At 64.1% G+C, this 16,167-nt stretch carries 17 protein-coding genes; 5 read left to right on the top strand and 12 right to left on the bottom strand.

The window, feature by feature from the left end; translation table 11 throughout:
- Positions 1–18: 18 nt before the first annotated feature.
- The gene (locus BMI85_RS06750; protein WP_246832504.1) at positions 19–522 is read right to left on the bottom strand and encodes a tetratricopeptide repeat protein; all 504 of its coding nucleotides are present in this window, start codon (positions 520–522) and stop codon (positions 19–21) included.
- A gap of 134 nt (positions 523–656) precedes the next feature.
- Between BMI85_RS06750 and BMI85_RS06755 the strand changes: the two genes are divergently transcribed.
- Together BMI85_RS06755 and BMI85_RS06760 are read left to right on the top strand one after the other, a co-directional pair.
- A complete protein-coding gene (locus BMI85_RS06755; protein WP_078542112.1) occupies positions 657–944 on the top strand; it encodes an SCP2 sterol-binding domain-containing protein in 288 nt (95 codons plus the stop codon).
- The gene (locus BMI85_RS06760) at positions 944–1,927 is read left to right on the top strand and encodes an alpha/beta hydrolase (protein ID WP_078600385.1); all 984 of its coding nucleotides are present in this window, start codon (positions 944–946) and stop codon (positions 1,925–1,927) included. The genes BMI85_RS06755 and BMI85_RS06760 overlap by 1 nt, the downstream gene beginning before the upstream one ends.
- On the opposite strand, the gene BMI85_RS06765 is transcribed toward BMI85_RS06760, so the two are convergent.
- The 4 genes from BMI85_RS06765 to BMI85_RS06780 are packed head-to-tail and all read right to left on the bottom strand — an operon-like array spanning position 1,908 to position 5,854.
- Positions 1,908–2,633, bottom strand: a complete 726-nt coding sequence (locus BMI85_RS06765; protein WP_078548680.1) for a peptidase — start codon at positions 2,631–2,633, stop codon at positions 1,908–1,910. The genes BMI85_RS06760 and BMI85_RS06765 overlap by 20 nt on opposite strands.
- 32 nt (positions 2,634–2,665) lie before the next feature.
- Entirely contained in the window at positions 2,666–3,478 is an 813-nt protein-coding gene (locus BMI85_RS06770; protein WP_078600387.1) for a transglutaminase family protein, read from the bottom strand.
- On the bottom strand, positions 3,475–4,437 hold the full coding sequence (locus BMI85_RS06775; RefSeq protein WP_078520529.1) for an alpha-E domain-containing protein: 963 nt from the start codon (positions 4,435–4,437) through the stop codon (positions 3,475–3,477). Before BMI85_RS06775 ends, BMI85_RS06770 begins: the two co-directional genes overlap by 4 nt.
- A gap of 4 nt (positions 4,438–4,441) precedes the next feature.
- Positions 4,442–5,854 carry a circularly permuted type 2 ATP-grasp protein gene (locus BMI85_RS06780; RefSeq protein WP_078600389.1) on the bottom strand — a complete coding sequence of 471 codons (1,413 nt, stop codon included), beginning with the start codon at positions 5,852–5,854 and terminating at the stop codon, positions 4,442–4,444.
- Between the two features lie 218 nt (positions 5,855–6,072).
- Here BMI85_RS06780 and BMI85_RS06785 point away from each other — a divergent pair, with 218 nt between their 5' ends.
- Positions 6,073–7,890 carry a M3 family oligoendopeptidase gene (locus BMI85_RS06785; RefSeq protein WP_078600391.1) on the top strand — a complete coding sequence of 606 codons (1,818 nt, stop codon included), beginning with the start codon at positions 6,073–6,075 and terminating at the stop codon, positions 7,888–7,890.
- A 125-nt stretch (positions 7,891–8,015) separates the two neighbouring features.
- Here the strand turns inward: BMI85_RS06785 and BMI85_RS06790 are convergent, their stop codons facing one another.
- The 5 genes from BMI85_RS06790 to lgt all read right to left on the bottom strand — a co-directional run bounded on the left by BMI85_RS06790 (position 8,016) and on the right by lgt (position 12,229).
- On the bottom strand, positions 8,016–8,690 hold the full coding sequence (locus BMI85_RS06790) for a Hint domain-containing protein (RefSeq protein ID WP_168174748.1): 675 nt from the start codon (positions 8,688–8,690) through the stop codon (positions 8,016–8,018).
- A 439-nt stretch (positions 8,691–9,129) separates the two neighbouring features.
- Positions 9,130–9,285 (bottom strand): hypothetical protein, encoded by a 156-nt coding sequence (locus tag BMI85_RS21375; RefSeq protein ID WP_168174749.1) that lies wholly within the window; start codon positions 9,283–9,285, stop codon positions 9,130–9,132.
- A gap of 181 nt (positions 9,286–9,466) precedes the next feature.
- Positions 9,467–10,219, bottom strand: coding sequence for a peptidoglycan editing factor PgeF (gene pgeF, locus BMI85_RS06795; protein ID WP_078601093.1), 753 nt, complete (start codon positions 10,217–10,219; stop codon positions 9,467–9,469).
- A 25-nt stretch (positions 10,220–10,244) separates the two neighbouring features.
- Entirely contained in the window at positions 10,245–11,327 is a 1,083-nt protein-coding gene (locus BMI85_RS06800) for an SAM-dependent methyltransferase (RefSeq protein WP_078600393.1), read from the bottom strand.
- A complete protein-coding gene (lgt, locus tag BMI85_RS06805; RefSeq protein WP_078600395.1) occupies positions 11,324–12,229 on the bottom strand; it encodes a prolipoprotein diacylglyceryl transferase in 906 nt (301 codons plus the stop codon). Before lgt ends, BMI85_RS06800 begins: the two co-directional genes overlap by 4 nt.
- Positions 12,230–12,352: 123 nt before the next feature.
- Here lgt and BMI85_RS06810 point away from each other — a divergent pair, with 123 nt between their 5' ends.
- Entirely contained in the window at positions 12,353–12,601 is a 249-nt protein-coding gene (locus BMI85_RS06810; RefSeq protein WP_078520603.1) for an accessory factor UbiK family protein, read from the top strand.
- A 172-nt stretch (positions 12,602–12,773) separates the two neighbouring features.
- On the opposite strand, the gene BMI85_RS06815 is transcribed toward BMI85_RS06810, so the two are convergent.
- Complete coding sequence (locus tag BMI85_RS06815; protein WP_078600397.1) at positions 12,774–13,784, bottom strand: PhoH family protein; 1,011 nt, start codon at positions 13,782–13,784, stop codon at positions 12,774–12,776.
- Between the two features lie 511 nt (positions 13,785–14,295).
- Between BMI85_RS06815 and BMI85_RS06820 the strand changes: the two genes are divergently transcribed.
- The gene (locus BMI85_RS06820; RefSeq protein WP_078542121.1) at positions 14,296–14,664 is read left to right on the top strand and encodes a hypothetical protein; all 369 of its coding nucleotides are present in this window, start codon (positions 14,296–14,298) and stop codon (positions 14,662–14,664) included.
- Positions 14,665–14,741: 77 nt separating this feature from the next.
- On the opposite strand, the gene miaB is transcribed toward BMI85_RS06820, so the two are convergent.
- Positions 14,742–16,064: a tRNA (N6-isopentenyl adenosine(37)-C2)-methylthiotransferase MiaB gene (gene miaB / locus BMI85_RS06825; protein ID WP_078600399.1), complete on the bottom strand. Its 1,323-nt coding sequence runs from the start codon at positions 16,062–16,064 to the stop codon at positions 14,742–14,744.
- Positions 16,065–16,167: the final 103 nt, after the last annotated feature.

The following is a 16,167-nucleotide window of genomic DNA, read 5'->3' on the forward strand; positions in this document are numbered from 1 at the left end:
GCAGCTCCGTTCCGGCCCTTAGAGAGCCGTGCCCTGATGCGCCTTATCGAGGCGCGCAATGGCGTCTTTCACATCCTGTTGATGCGGATTCAAGGCAAAAGACTTCTGATAGGCCTCAAGCGCGCGCTTGTCGTCGCCCATCTCTTCGAGGATCGCCCCCAACCCGGCAAGCGCGCCCCAATGACGCGGCTCCAGCTTCAGGGTGCGCGCGATATCCGCCGCCGAAGGACCGTAGAGCCCGGCCATGAAATAGGCCGTCGCCCGCCCGTTCCAGCCAGCGGCAAAATCGGGGGCATGGTCGGTCAGCGCCGTGAAATGCTCGATCGCGGCCTCGGTGTCGCCCGCGTCCAGTGCGTCCTCGCCGCGCTTGAACAGCAAATCCATCGCCGCAGACCCCGAGCGCGACCACGCCCTGCGGATGTCCGCCTCGGCCCGCGACCAGCCCGGATCGTTCGGATCGGCCAACTCTTTGAAATAGGGCTCGAGCCCCTCGGTTTCGGCGCTGGCGGGGAATGCCGCCATTGTTCCCAGCATCGCCGAAAAGCAAAATGCCGTGACGACACATTTGTATCTGTCAAATCGCTGCCACATAAATCATGACTGTAATGCAATTGCCGGAGAATGCGAGAGCCCGGCCATCAAATTTGGAGGACGCGATGAGCGAGGTTATCGACAAGGCTGTTGAGGCACTGCGGGCGAAACTGCCCGATGGGTTTTCTTCGACTGCAAAATTCGTGATCGAGGACGAAGGCTCGATCATTGCCGACGAGAACGGCGTGCGTGAAGGCGACGACGACGCGGAAGTCGTTCTGACCGCCGACCGCGAAACTTTCGAAGGCATGCTCAACGGCGACGTGAACCCGACTGCGGCCTTCATGTCCGGCAAGCTTTCGGTCGATGGCTCGATGGGCCTCGCCATGCAGCTGGGTGCGGCGCTCGCCTGATGGAACGCGCACCGCTTTTCGAAGAGATCGCGCGCGGCCCCGAGGGGGGCGCGGCCTACTGGCTGACGGCGGAAGACGGTGTGCGGATACGTTTCGCACATTGGCCTGCCCCGCCCCAACCACGCGGCACGGTCTTTCTGGGATGCGGACGCACCGAATATGTCGAGAAATACGGCCCTGCGGCCGCGGAATTCGCGGCCCGGGGCTATGCCATGCTCGCCATCGACTGGCGCGGGCAAGGCCTGGCCGACCGGCTTTTGCCTGACGCGCCCGAAAAGGGCCATGTCGGCGGCTTGCAGGATTACCAGTGGGATCTGCACGCGGTGATCGCCGCCGCGGACGAGCTGAGCCTGCCGCAACCCTATTACATCGTGGGTCATTCGATGGGCGGCGCGATCGCGCTGCGCGCGGTGATGCACGAGCACCATCGCTTTAACGCGGTCGCGTTCTCTGCGCCGATGTGGGGGATCGCCACCTCGGCCCTGCTGCACCCGTTCCGGATCGTGTTGGCAAACCTTCTGGGCGAAGGTTTCCTTGCGAACAACTATCCGCCCGGCATGAACGGCACCACCTATGTCTACCGCGACAGTTTCGAGTCGAACCGCCTGACCCGCGATCCCGAAATGTGGGCCTGGTTGGTCGAGCAGGCCGCAAAACATCCCGAACTGACGCTGGCCGGCCCGACGATCCACTGGGTCGCCGAGAGCCTGCTGGAATGCGAGGCGCTGGCGGCGCTGCCTTCCCCCGATCTGCCCTGCTATTGTGGCTTGGGCGGGGTGGAGAAGATCGTGCACACGCCCGCGGTCCATGAGCGGATGGGACGCTGGCCGAAGGGCAAGCTGGACGTGATCCCCGGCGCCGAGCACGAATTGATGATGGAAGTTCCCGCGACGCGGAAACGCTTCTACGACGGCTGCGCCGCGCTGTTCGACGCGGCGGGCGGGCTGGAGGCCCGCGAGCCGGTCAAAGCTGAATCTGCGTGAAGCTGTCGCGCAGCGCGTTCGACCAGGCTTCCGACATTTCCGCGAAATCGCTGTCGCCCGCCTCGATGCGGCGCTGGCTGGAAATCCGGCAGTCGTCCTTCTTGATCACCGCCAGATCGAGCGGCATCCCCACCGAGAGATTCGAGCGCAGCGTCGAATCCATCGACAGAAGCACCGCCTTCTGAGCGTCGATCAGGTTGGTCTCGGGGCGCACCACGCGATCGAGGATCGGCTTGCCGTATTTATGCTCGCCGATCTGCAGGAAGGGCGTGTCCTCGGTCGCCTCGATGAAGTTGCCCTCCGGGTAGATCAAGAACATCCGCATCTCGCCGCCCGCGCGCTGGCCCGCGACGATCATCGAGGCCGAGGTCGAGACCCGCTCGGCATCCATCCGGCTCGTGATGTCCTTGCGCACGCCCGCCATCGTGTTGCCGATGATTTCGGCCACTTTCAGCATGGTAGGCGCTTCCATGATCGAGCTGTCGCCCGTCGCGTCGCTCGCATCCGCCGCTTCGCGCAACCGCGCCAGCGTCGTTTGCGTCACCGAGAGCGAGCCCGCGGTCATGATCGCGATCACCCGTTCGCCGGGCTCTTCGAAGGTGAACATCTTGCGATAGGTCGCGATGTTGTCGAGCCCGCCGTTGGTCCGCGTGTCCGACAGCAGCACCATCCCCTCGTTCAGCAAGAGGCCTACGCAATAGGTCATGTTCGTTCCCTGATCCCTGACAAGCGCGCAATCTATTGCTGGACTTGGTCCAAGGCAACTGTGACGTGCAGTCGCTCCTCACCCGAGCCTTGGGTGATGCCACGGATCGGCGCGGCTTCGCGCGCATCGAGACCGGAGCCGAGGCGGATATAGCGCTCGTCGGGGCAGCACTTGTTCGCCGGGTCGAAGCCGATCCAGCCGATCCCCGCGACCCAGATCTCGCCCCAGGCATGGGCTGCCTCGTGCGGCGTGCCGTCATCGGTCGCGAACAGGTAGCCCGAGACATAGCGCGCGGGCAGATCGACGCAGCGGGCGACAGCGACCAGCGCGTGGGCATGGTCCTGACAGACGCCCTCGCCCTGCGCCAGCGCCTCGGCGGCGGTTGTGTGGGAATGGGTCGCCCCCGGCTTGTACTCGATCGCCTCGGAGATCGCAGCGCTCAGGCGATGCGCCCGGTTGAGATCTTCCGTGGCCCCTGCAACGGCCTCTTCCGCCAGCGCCGCCAGACTGTCGTCAATCCAGGTCGCGACGGTCTCGCGCAGGTACGCCATCGGATGCACCAGCTCGCGATGGCCGCGCAGCACGCCCGAGGTGTCGAAAGTCTCGACCTGCCCTTTCACGGTGATCGCGACCTCGTCGACCGGCGGACGGATCGACCAGCCCTCGATGCGGTCGCCCGCGCCGTCGCGGAACGATCCACCCCGGAGACCGCCTTCGACCGCGACATCCCATTCGATCACGCGCTGGCCCTCGAAGCGCGAGGGGAACATGCGCAAAGATTGCACCGCAGCGCCCATCGGTGCGTCGTAATCATAGGTGGTGACATGGTTGACGGTGAGGATCATCGCGCATCTCCCGACAGGTAGGTTTGCTGAACAAGCGCGGTAAGCTGCCCGACCTCGCCGATGAAGCGGGTGAGGAACTCATGTAGGCCTTCGTCGATAATTTCGGCGACCTGCGTCTGGTTCAGCTCGGTCATGATCGCCTTGGCGCGCATCTGCGGCAGGCCGGTGCCCGGCTCGACCTCGTAGAAGCTTTCGAGATTGTCGAGATGGTGCATCGCCTTGCGCGTGGCCGAAATCAGCGAGCGCGGACTGGCCGGGTTGAGGATCAGGAAATGCATGATCTTCGACGCCGTCAACTCGCCGCCATAGGCCCAGTGGAAGGCCCGGTAGGATTGCAGCGCGCGCAGCAGCACCTGCCATTGGTAGTTGTCGAGGCCGGAGCCCACCATCTCCACCGAGGGCAGCAGCACGAAGTACTTCACGTCGATCAGACGCGCAGTGTTGTCCGCCCGCTCCAGCGCATAGCCGAGGTTCATGAAGAAGAACCCGTCATTGCGCAGCATCGTGCCGTCCATCGCCCCGCGCAGCAGCGCCGATTGCCGGGCCACCCACTCGCAGAGCTCGGTAATTTCCCATTCCGAGCGCGGCTGGCGCTCGATCTGGCGGATTTCCTGAAACGCCGTGTTGAGCGTATCCCAGACCTGACCGGTGATCGCCGTGCGCACGATGCGGGCGTTTTCCCGCGCCCGCTCGATGCAGGACACCACAGAGGACGGGTTGTCGCGGTCAAAGAACAGGTAGCTCTCTATATTGCGCTGCACCGGGTCGCCGTACTTCTCGGAGAAGCCGTCGGCGGTGCCCGAGGCTTGCAGCAGGCTCTCCCATTCCGAGCGGTAGCCATGCCCGGTCGAGGGCGTCAGCGCGATCCGCGCGCCGACCTCCAGAAGCCGTGCCATCGTCTCCGCGCGCTCCATGTAGCGCGCGACCCAGAACAGGTTTTCAGCGGTTCTACTCAGCATCCGATCACTCCGCCAAAACCCAGGTGTCTTTCACGCCCCCGCCCTGCGAGGAGTTCACGACGAGCGACCCTTCGGTCAGCGCGACGCGGGTCAGCCCGCCGGGGACCAACTCGACCTTCTCGCCGACAAGGCAATAGGGCCGCAGATCGACGTGCCGCGGCGCCACGCCCTCTTCCACGAAGGTCGGCGTGGTCGACAGCGCTAGCGTCGGCTGGGCGATGTAATTCTCGGGGTTGTCCTCGATCTTGTGGCGGAAATTCTCGATCTGCTCTTTGGTCGATTTTGGACCGACGAGCATTCCGTAACCGCCCGAGCCGTGAACCTCTTTCACCACCAGCTCGGAGAGATTTTCGAGAACGTATTTGCAGTCGTCCTTCTTGGCGCATTGCCAGGTCGGCACGTTTTCCAGAAGCGGCTCTTCGCCCAGATAGAAGCGCACCATTTCCGGCACGAAGGTATAGATCGCCTTGTCGTCGGCCACGCCGGCCCCGGGCGCCGAGCAGATCGAAACGCCGCCCGAGCGGTAGACATCCATCAGCCCCGGAATGCCCAGCATCGAATCCGGGCGGAAGCAGAGCGGGTCGAGGAAAGCGTCGTCGATCCGGCGATAGATCACGTCGAGCTTCTTCGGGCCTTCCGTCGTGCGCATCCAGCAGAAGCCGCCCTCGCAGAACAGGTCCGGCCCTTCCACCAGTTCGACGCCCATCAGATCGGCGAGGAAGGAATGCTCGTAATAAGCCGAGTTGAAATGGCCCGGCGTGAGGATCGCGACCGTCGGCTCGCCGTCGCATTTCGCCGGCGCAACCGAGGCCAAGGTGCGGCGCAGAGCATCCGAATAGCCATCCACCGGTTCGATCCGGTTCTCGCGGAACAGCTGCGGGAACATCCGCATCATGATCTCGCGATTCTCCAGCATGTAGGAGACGCCCGACGGGGTGCGGCAGTTGTCTTCGAGCACGTAGAACTGATCGGGCCCAGTGCGCACCAGATCGACACCAACAATGTGGCTGTAGATGCCACGCGGAGGGATAAAGCCCGACACCGCACGTTCGTAGGCGTCGTTCTGATAGACCAGCCGCGCCGGGATTCGCCCCGCCCGCACGATCTCGCCGCGCCCGTAGACGTCGAGCAGAAAGGCGTTGAGCGCCCGGGCGCGCTGCTTGATGCCACGCTCCAGCTTGCGCCATTCGGGCTGGGTGAAGACGCGCGGAAACATGTCGAAGGGAATCAGACGGTCCGGATCGCCGCCCTCGCCATAGACGGCGAAAGTGATGCCGATCCTGCGAAACAGCGCCTCCGCCTCGGCTTGCTTCATCGCGCGCAACTCGGACGGCATTTCGCGCATCCAGCCGTCGAGCCCGTTATAGGGCTGACGCACTTTGCCGCCGTCGAACATCTCGTTGAAATACTCTGTCATCGCGCCGGTTAAGTCCCCCTAGTCTTTTATTTATGTCTAGGCCCTGTACCCCGCGAGTAAAAGGCGATGGCCGATGTTATGCAACGCGCCGCGTCCGGGAAAAGTTCATTTCATAGCATCTGCCGAAAAATTGTGCAGCGCCGAGCGGCCCCGCGCCCTTGTCAGGGCGGCGCCCCTGCCCCTATCTGGAAAGCAACCGATCAGACACGAGGAACCTCATGACGCTCACACCCCGCCGCCCCGTTTTCGATGCGAATTCAAATGCAGGGGCGTTCGGCGATCTGCCCGAATGGGATCTGAGCGATCTCTACCCCGCACCCGACGCGCCGGAACTGACCAAGGACATGGCATGGCTGGAAAAAGCCTGCGCCGAGTTCGCCGCCGATTACGAAGGCAAGCTGGCCGATCTTGATGCCGCGGGCATGGCAGAGTGCATCAAGCGCTACGAGGAAATCGACGAGAAAGCGGGCCGCGTGATGTCCTATACGGGCCTGCGCTATTACCAGAACACGACCGACCCGGCGCGGGTGAAGCTGCTGTCCGATGCGCAGGACAAGATCACCACCTACACCACGCCGCTCGTCTTCTTCAGCCTCGAATTCAACCGCATCCCGGACGAGACCTACGAGGCCGTCTTCGCCGATTCGAAAGTCGCCCGCTACAAGCCGGTGTTTGACCGGATGCGCGCGATGAAGCCCTATCAGCTCTCCGACGAGCTGGAGAAATTCCTCCACGATCAATCGGTCGTCGGCGCCGCCGCCTGGAACCGCCTCTTCGACGAGACCACCGCAGCGCTGGAATTCGAGGTGCAGGGCGAAAAGCTGAGCCTTGAGGCCACCACCACCCTTCTCTCCGACCACAATCGCGAAAAGCGCGAAGCGGCGGCGAAGGAGCTGGCGAATGTGTTCGGCGAGAACATCCGCACCTTCTCGCGCATCCACAATACGCTGGCGAAGGAAAAGGAAATCGAGGATCGCTGGCGCAAGATGCCGACCCCGCAGACCGGTCGCCACCTGTCGAACGACGTGGAGCCGGAAGTGGTGCAAGCGCTGCGCGACGCCGTGGTCGCGGCCTACCCGCGCCTGTCGCATCGCTACTACAAGCTGAAGGCGAAATGGCTCGGCCTCGACAAGCTGCAGATCTGGGACCGCAACGCGCCGCTGCCCACCGAGGCCCCGCGCGACATCATGTGGGACGAGGCGAAGGACACCGTCCTTGATGCCTATTCCGGCTTCGATCCGCGCATGGCCGACATCGCACAGCCCTTCTTTGACAAAGGCTGGATCGATGCGGGCGTGAAACCGGGCAAGGCACCGGGCGCCTTCGCGCATCCGACCGTGACCACCGTCCACCCCTACGTGATGCTGAACTACCTCGGCAAACCGCGCGACGTGATGACGCTGGCGCATGAGCTAGGCCACGGCGTCCACCAGGTGCTGGCCGCGAAACAGGGCGAGATGCTGGCCAACACGCCGCTGACGCTGGCCGAAACGGCCTCGGTCTTCGGCGAGATGCTGACCTTCCGCAAGCTGCTGGCTGCCGCGAAAACCAAGGAAGAGCGCAAGACGCTTCTGGCCGGCAAGGTCGAGGACATGATCAACACGGTCGTGCGCCAGATCGCCTTCTACGATTTCGAGTGCAAGCTGCATGCAGCCCGCGCCGAAGGGGAGCTGACGCCCGAGGATATCAACGCGCTGTGGATGTCGGTGCAGGGCGAAAGCCTCGGCCCGGCATTCGAGTTCATGGAGGGCTATGAGACCTTCTGGTCCTACATCCCGCACTTCGTCCACTCGCCCTTCTACGTCTACGCCTACGCCTTCGGCGACGGCCTGGTGAACGCGCTCTACGCCGCCTATGAGGCCGCGCCCGAGGGCTTCCAGGACAAGTATTTCGCGATGCTGGAAGCGGGTGGCTCGATGCACCACAAGGCACTGCTCGCGCCCTTCGGCCTCGATGCGTCCGACCCGGCCTTCTGGGACAAGGGTCTGTCGATGATCGAAGGCTTCATCGACGAGCTGGAGGCGATGGAGGAGTAATCCTCCCGCCCCGTTCTGAAAACGAAAAAACGCCGCGCGAGGTTCTCAACGCGCGGCGTTTCCGTGACCGGCTCCCCACAAGCACTGTCAACTCCAACCGGAACCTTTACCCCTGAAGGCCCCGATCAGATTAGCATTTCTTCGACCTCGAACCGGGTCAGCCGCGGCGCGGCGAGCGGGCCGAACTCGCGCAGCTTGTCCATCTGCGGAAACAGCGCGAGGAAAAGCTCGGCCATCCGCGGGTCGATCATCCGCTCGAACCCTTCGCCGGGATGGAAACTCTCGACCTCCATGCCGCCGACCTTGAGCGAGCCGTGCTGCTCCAGCACCAGATGATAGGCAGAGACCGGCGAGATCGGCGTGACCTCGATTACGCTCACCCCATCGACGAAGGCCGCGATCGGCGCATAGGCCGCCTCGATGCCCAGACGTCCGCGCAGCCGGGCATCGCGCAGGCAAATCCGCGCATGCGGGCCCAGCACCAGATCCTGCGACGGGCGGCCATGCCCGAAGGCTTCGGCGGTCACGCGGATCATCCGCGCGGCCACGTCCTTCGCGGCCGGGAACATCGTCATCGACCCTTTCCAGGTGATGGTCTCGACGCGCTCATCGGCGGTCAGAACCCGCATCCCGGGCACCAGATCCTCAACCGAGACCGGGCCTTCCTCGGTCGCGATCACGGCACCGCGCGCCAAGGCGGAGAACGCCTCCTCGAACAGCGGAATCGCCGGGGCGACGCGGGAGGTTTCTTCGATGAAGCCGTTCGCCTCCAGCCACCACGCGGCATAGCGGCGAGTCATCGCGGAAGCGCGCAGGGCGCGTTTCGGCGCATTCGGACTCGCACGCAAAGGGCGCGGCAGAGGCGGTTCAGTTTCGGTGGGACGTAGCGCGGCAGCTGCCGTCCGGTGGGGTAGATTCATGCGATAGGCCTTTCGGTCTTCTCACGGCTGCATCGGCCCCCACCGGTTGCAGAGAGACGCTCACAACATGGCTAAAACCTGCACAGGCGTCAAATTATTGACGCGATTGTCTCGCGATCGCCGAGCAGTCAGCCCCTGCCCTAACGGCACGTTTCCCGACCGCGCACAAACCGCCACAGTCTCACCACATTCGAAACGAATCACCCGCCCCCAGAGACACTGGAGACGGGTGATGAAAATGGCCGGGCGTGGCAGCGCCCGGCCAGGTCTCGCATTGCGATCAGCATGACCAATTACGATCGCCGCGCGAGAAGGGAGGTCACTGTGCGGCGCTGACCCGGCGCGGAGCGGACGCCACAGGACGGCCGGTCTGCGACGGGCGCGCCTTGCGGGCCCAGGGCATCCGCGTGTCGCAGTCGCGTGCGGAGGCCACGGCGGCTTTCATCCAGCGGCGGGTCGGTTGAGTCTTGTTCATCTCTTTGTCCCCTCGTCTCGAGATCGTTTTCGATCCGGTTCGGGACTGTTCTGCCCGCGCAATGGGGCCAGCATGGGGCGGGAGTGGGATCTTTTCGCGCAAGGAAACGAACGAATGCGGCAAGGCGGATTGTTTCAGCAAGCCCGTCGGCCCCGCGTAGCGCGCCGCCCGCACGTTCGGATCAGAGGCGGATCGCCGAGAGCAGACGCCCGTAATCGGCTTCGCCCGCATGGGTCGTGCGGCGATAGGAATAGAAGCGCTCGGGCTCCTGATAGGTGCAGCGGCGCATCCATTCCGCCTCGCCGACACCCGCCTCGCGCAGCCGGTGCAGCGAGAAGCTCGGCAGGTCGAAATGCGGCTTGCCCGAGGGCCCGGGCGAGAAGAACCGGCTGTAGTCCATGTCCTCCATCAGGAACTGCTCCATGAAGTCTTCGCCGACCTCGTAGGAATGGACCGAGATGCACGGCCCGATCACCGCCGTGATATTCTCGCGATGAGCGCCCAAACGCTCCATCGCGTCGAGCGTGTTTTCCAGCACCCCCTCCATCGCGCCGCGCCAGCCTGCATGGGCCGCGCCGATCACGCCCGCTTTCGGATCGGAGAACAGCACCGGCTGGCAATCGGCGGTCAGGATCGAGATCGCGATGCCCGGCACCTTGGTCACGGCCGCATCGGCGCGCGGCGGCGGGTCGGTGATCTCCTCGATCACCGCGACATCGGGCGAATGCACCTGATTGACGCCTTGCAGCGCGTTCAGCTCCACGCCCATCGCATTGGCCGCACGGGCGCGATTGGTGCGCACCGCCTCGCTTTGATCCGACGAGCCGGGACCGCAGTTGAGCCCCGCGAAAATACCCGAGGACGCGCCGCCCTTGCGCGTGAAGAACCCGTGCTTCACGGTTCCCAAGGCGGGTGAGGTCAGAATTTCGAGCATCGTCGACATCGCGTTCCTCAATAGCTCAGACGGTCTTCGGATCGAACCCCGGCGGCAGCGGCGCAGCGGGTGCGACAATCGCCAGAGCTTGGAACAGGTGACCCATTTCCTCGGGATGGGTCAAGCGGCGATGCGCGGCGATATGGGTCTCGCGCGCGGCCCCCGATAACGCTTCCGCGAGGCGCTGCGCCCGTGCCGTGATGCCGAGCCGCTCCAGCAGAACGCCCTGCGCGGTCATGCCCGAGACGGCGGCCCCCGCGTCTTGCGCGGCCTGCGCGAGAGGCTCGAAATCGACATGGGCGGTCAGGTCCGCCTCGCCGGGCTCCGCGAAAGGATCGACGGGTTCATGGCCCTTGAGCGCCTGAAACGTGTCGCCCTTCGAATGCCAGTTTCCATAGTCGATCAGCAGCGCCGCCCCGCCTTGGTTTGCAATCCGCGCCGCCAGCGTCTCGGTGAAGTTCACCGCAGCCGCACAGATCTCGACCACGTCGCCCGGCACGGTGTCGGCCATGCGCGCCTCCAGCGCCTCGAGACGCGACGGCGGCGCGAGGCCGGGCGTCAGATTGCCGTCGTCGGACAACCCCACCTGCCGCTCGGCCCAGCCGTCGCCGTCCCGCTGGAACTGCCGGATCGGCAACGCGTCGAGAAACTCGTTCGCGACGAGGAAAACCGGCCTCTCTGGCAAGCCGTCGATCGTCTCGTGCCAAGTAACCTGATGTGGCGCGAGCGTCTCGCGCTGGATTTCGCGCAAGGTGGGTGAGGCCTCGATCAGATGGACCTGTGCGGCCTCCACCATCCCCGGAACCGCCCTCATCGCGCGCAGCATATCGGCCATCAGCGTGCCACGCCCCGGCCCGGCCTCGGCCAGCACGAAGGGCGCGGGCCGACCCTGATCGAGCCACGCCTGCGCCAGACACAGCCCCAGCATCTCGCCGAACATCTGGGAAATCTCCGGCGCGGTGATGAAATCGCCAGCCCGCCCGAACGGATCGCGGGTCGCGTAATAGCCATGCTCGGGATGCAGCAGGCAGGCGCTCATATAGCGGTCGAGCCGCATCGGCCCTTCTGCCGCAATCTGCGCGGCAAGGATGTCACCCAGCGCGGTCACGAGGCTTTCGGCGCGCGCAACGCGCGGATCACGAAATACAGCCCCACCGCGATCATCGGCAGCGACAGCACCTGCCCCATCGTCAGACCCCAGCCATCGGTGAAGCGGATCACGTGGCCGTAGGGATTGCCGAGGGTCACGAATTGCGGATCACCCTGCCGGAACAGCTCGACAAAGGCGCGCGCGGCGCCGTAGCCCATCAGGAACACGCCGAGGCTCAGCCCCGGGCGTTTCAGCGAGCGACCGAACCACACCATGCTCCAGAGGATCAGGCCCAGCAGCAGCCCTTCCAGCCCCGCCTCATAGAGCTGCGAGGGATGGCGCGCGCAGGTGCCATCCACCTGCCCCGCGATCCCGAGGCAGGTCTGCGCCAGCTCACCGGGGAAGATCACGCCCCACGGCACATCCGTGGGCCGCCCCCAAAGCTCCGGCTTGATGAAATTCGCGATCCGCCCGAGGAACAGCCCGATCGGCGCGACCAGCGCCATCGCATCGGCCAGTTGCAGCTTCGGCACGTCATGCCGTCGCGCGAACCACCACCCCGCGAGCAGCGTGCCCAGAAAGCCCCCGTGGAAGGACATGCCGCCCTGCCAGACCTTCACGATATCGAGCGGATGCGCCAGATACCACGCGGGTTCATAGAACAGGATGAAGCCAAGCCGCCCGCCCAGCACCACGCCGATGATCACCGCCGTCAGCAGGTCCTCGACCTTGCCCGGCTTCATCGGCGCGCGGTTCTGAGGCCAGAGCGTATCGCGCTTCATCAGCGCCACAATGATCTGCCAGCCCGCGATCAGCCCCGCGATATAGGCCAGCGCATACCAGCGGATCGGCAGGCCGAGACCGGGAATCGTGATGGCGACCGGATCGAAATCGGGGAAGGGTATGGCGAGAGGCAGCAAGGCGGTCTCCTGTCAGAAATCGCCGCGAGAAAGCCCTGCGCAGGCCGGGAAGTCAACCTTGCCAGCGGGACCGCCGGGGCCCATATAGACAGGGAAGCAAAAATTGACCGCAAGGGGATGCCGATGCAGCCGCCCAACAAGATGTTCGACGAAATGTCCAAGCTGATGACCAACGCGATGGGTGTGGCCCAAGGCGCGAAGGACGAGGCCGAGACGGCGATGAAAAGCTGGATGGACCGCTGGCTGGCCGACCGGGACCTCGTGACCCGCGAGGAGTTCGATGCGGTCCGTGCGATGGCACAGAAAGCGCGCGAGGAGAACGAGGCTCTGAAAGCGCGCATCGAGGCGCTCGAAGGCAAGTCCGAGAGCTGAATTCTTCGCGATGGAATTTGAGAGCGCCCGGTCGTCATAGCCGGGCGTTTTTTTCGTTGGGGGACCCGTTCGGGGGCGACCAGCCCCCGAACCTTTCGTACCCTTCCCCACAAACTAAAATGCCCGCGCCGAAGCGCGGGCAGATTGAAACTCCGTCGAAAGCCTCGCGGCCTTACTCGCCTTCCGCCTTGTCATAGGCGTCGATGATCTTCGCGACCATCGGGTGACGCACCACGTCTTTCGCGGTGAAGTAGTTGAAGCTGATCCCCTCTACATGGCCGAGGATACGCTCTGCATCCTGAAGGCCCGAGGGCATCCCGCGCGGCAGGTCCACCTGAGACCGGTCGCCGGTGATCACCATCCGCGAGCCTTGGCCCAGACGGGTCAGGAACATCTTCATCTGCATGGTCGAGGCGTTTTGCGCCTCGTCCAGCACCACGAAGGCGTTCGACAGCGTTCGGCCGCGCATGAAGGCGAGCGGTGCGATCTCGATCCGCTTCTCCTCCAGCAGCTTCGCAAGCTGCTTGGCCGGCAGGAAGTCGTTCAGCGCGTCATAGAGCGGCTGCATATAGGGATCGACCTTGTCCTTCATGTCGCCGGGCAGGAAGCCCAGACGTTCGCCCGCTTCGACCGCCGGACGCGACAGGATGATCTTGTCGACATGTCCACCGATCAGCATGGTCACACCCACGGCCACGGCGAGATAGGTCTTGCCGGTGCCCGCAGGCCCGATCCCGAAGGCCAGCTCGTTCTCGAAGAGATGCTTCACATAGGCCTTCTGCGCCTCGGTGCGCGGCTCGACCTGCTTCTTGCGGGTGCGGATCTCGAACTTGCCCGCCTCGAACATCTCGAGCTGCTCGTCGACCGTGGTGCCGGTTCCGCCCAGATCGGCCATGCGCAGCGCCGCATCGACCTCTTCGGCGTCGATCGGTTTGTTCTGCTCAAGGCGTTGATACAGTTGATGCAGCACGGCAGCGGCTTGCGATTGCGCTTCGGGCTCGCCCACTACGGCCAGTTGGTTGCCACGCCGAAGGATGTGAACCTGCAGCTTGTGCTCTATCTGGGCCAGATTGCGGTCGAATTCACCGCAAAGATCGATCAGCAGCCGGTTGTTGGGGAACTCAAGAAGCGTCTCGTGAGCATCCTGAGAGCGAGGCGGGGGTGTGATCGCGCTGAAGCCCAAATACAGAGTCTCCTTAGCTGGTTTGGTAAAGATATGGTGCCTGCCTCGGGGGATTCACGCAAGCACTGGTTTCCCGCCCTCCTAGGCGCGGCAGCGAATTTCATCAAACTGAAACTAAAAAACGCAGGCGCGGTTCCGCTTGGCGGCATTGCCTATTTATTAGGCGAATCCGGTTTCGCAAGGGGATGCGCGGCGATACGCTGACCGAGGATGCCACCTCTTCGCCGCACCGCATCATGGCCCCCGAATCGCTGGCTGTGAAAAAGGGCCTCCGGGGCTCAGAAACAGGCTGCAAAAGCCAAAGGACCCACAACCTTAGCGCGAACACTGTCGCAACAATCGGAACACCCGCTGTCTTTTTCGGCTATTGTTCTCACAAACCCGGCAAATATCGACAATCTCTCGCCAATTTAGGTTTATTCAGGGCAAACTGCACCCTGACGGCGCTCGGGTCGGAGGGATCTTGAGCGCCGCATGTTATTCCGCTGCCCGATCAGGAGAGTCTCGAGAGATGAAGACCATTGCAATCACCGCCGCCGCGTTGCTCACCGGAATGGCGTTCGCTGGCGCCGCACAGGCCGGTACGAGCTGCTACACCGGCCCGGTCGGGCGCGATCACGTTAACAACCAGACCGTCTGCGGACCGACCCGCAAGCAACAGATTCATATCGACTGCTTCCGCGGCCCGTGGCGCGAGACGATCTGGGATCACCCGCAGGGCAGCTTCGTCGATGATCTGGTGGCTTTCGGCTACGATTACGGCGATGCGAACGGCCTCGCGACCCAGATCTGCAAGAACGAGAGCCTCGTGGGCAACCCGGAAGGTCTGCGTAGAGAGCTTCTGAAAGCGATCGCAAACGACCCGCCTGGCCCGAACTGATCGTTCAGGGTATCTAATCAAAAAAGGGCCGCGGATCACGCGGCCCTTTTCATTTATGACGTCAATGCGATGAGAACTCAGATCAACTCGCCCGCCAGCGAATTCGGCGCCGTGCCGGTGATCCGCACCTTCGCCAGAACGCCGGGGCCAAGCCCCTCGCCCGAAACATGGACCGCCTGCAGGTAATCGGATTTGCCGACCCACTGGCCGTCCAGCCGCCCGGGCTTCTCAAAAAGCACGTTCACTTCGCGCCCGATCATGCTCTCCTGACAGGCCCGCTGCTGCGAGGTTAGAAGCGCCTGAAGCTCTTGCAGCCGCGCATCGGCGACCTCGGCCGGCACCGCGCCCTTCGCGCCAGCCGCGGGCGTGCCCGGGCGCGGCGAGTATTTGAACGAATAGGCCATGCCGTAATTGACCTCGCGGATCAGCGCCATCGTGTCCTCGAAGTCCTGATCGGTCTCGCCGGGGAAGCCCACGATGAAATCGCCCGAGATCACGATGTCGGGGCGCGCGGCGCGGATACGCTCGATCAGGCGGATATAGCTCTCCGCGGTATGCTTGCGGTTCATCGCCTTGAGGATCTTGTCCGAGCCCGATTGCACCGGCAGATGCAGATAGGGCATCAGCTTCGGCTCGTCGCCATGGGCCGCGATCAGATCGTCTTCCATGTCGTTCGGGTGCGAGGTGGTGTAGCGGATACGCTCCAGCCCATCGATCTTGGCGAGCGACCGGGCCAGCCGCGCGAGCGACCAGTCACCGCCCTCACCCTCTCCGTGATAGGCGTTGACGTTCTGGCCCAGCAGCGTGATCTCGCGCACGCCTTTCTCCACCAGCGCCTGCGCCTCACGCAGGATCTTGTCCGCCGGGCGCGAAACCTCGGCCCCGCGCGTGTAAGGCACCACGCAGAAGGCGCAGAACTTGTCGCAGCCCTCCTGCACCGTCAGGAACGCCGTCGGGCGCGTCTGCACGGGCCGCGCGGGCAGATGGTCGAACTTGTCTTCCAGCGGGAACTCGGTCTCGACAGGGCGCGCGCCATTATCGGTCCGCGCGACCAGTTCGGGCAGCTTGTGATAGCTTTGCGAGCCCACGACCAGATCCACCAGATCCGAGCGCCGCAGGATCTCGTCGCCCTCGGCCTGCGCGACACAGCCCGCGACGCCGATCTTCAGGTCGGGCTTGGCCTCCTTGAACGGACGCAGGCGCCCCAGATCGGAATAGACCTTCTCGGCCGCCTTCTCGCGGATATGGCAGGTGTTGAGCAGCACCATATCCGCTGCGCCCACATCGTCGGTCAGCTCATAGCCCTTGGCGCCCATGGCCTCGGCCATTCGCTCACTGTCATAGACATTCATCTGACAGCCATAGGTTTTGATATGCAGCTTTTTCGGAGCGTCGCTCATGCCAATCCTCGCGCGTCTTTCCAGCGGGCCTGATACAGCCAAATCACCCTTTCCCGCAAGGTCGCGCTTGGGGCGGGCCATAAAGGCTTGATTTCATGCGGGC

Source organism: Thioclava sp. DLFJ4-1 (assembly GCF_002020145.1).
Lineage (GTDB): Bacteria > Pseudomonadota > Alphaproteobacteria > Rhodobacterales > Rhodobacteraceae > Thioclava > Thioclava sediminum.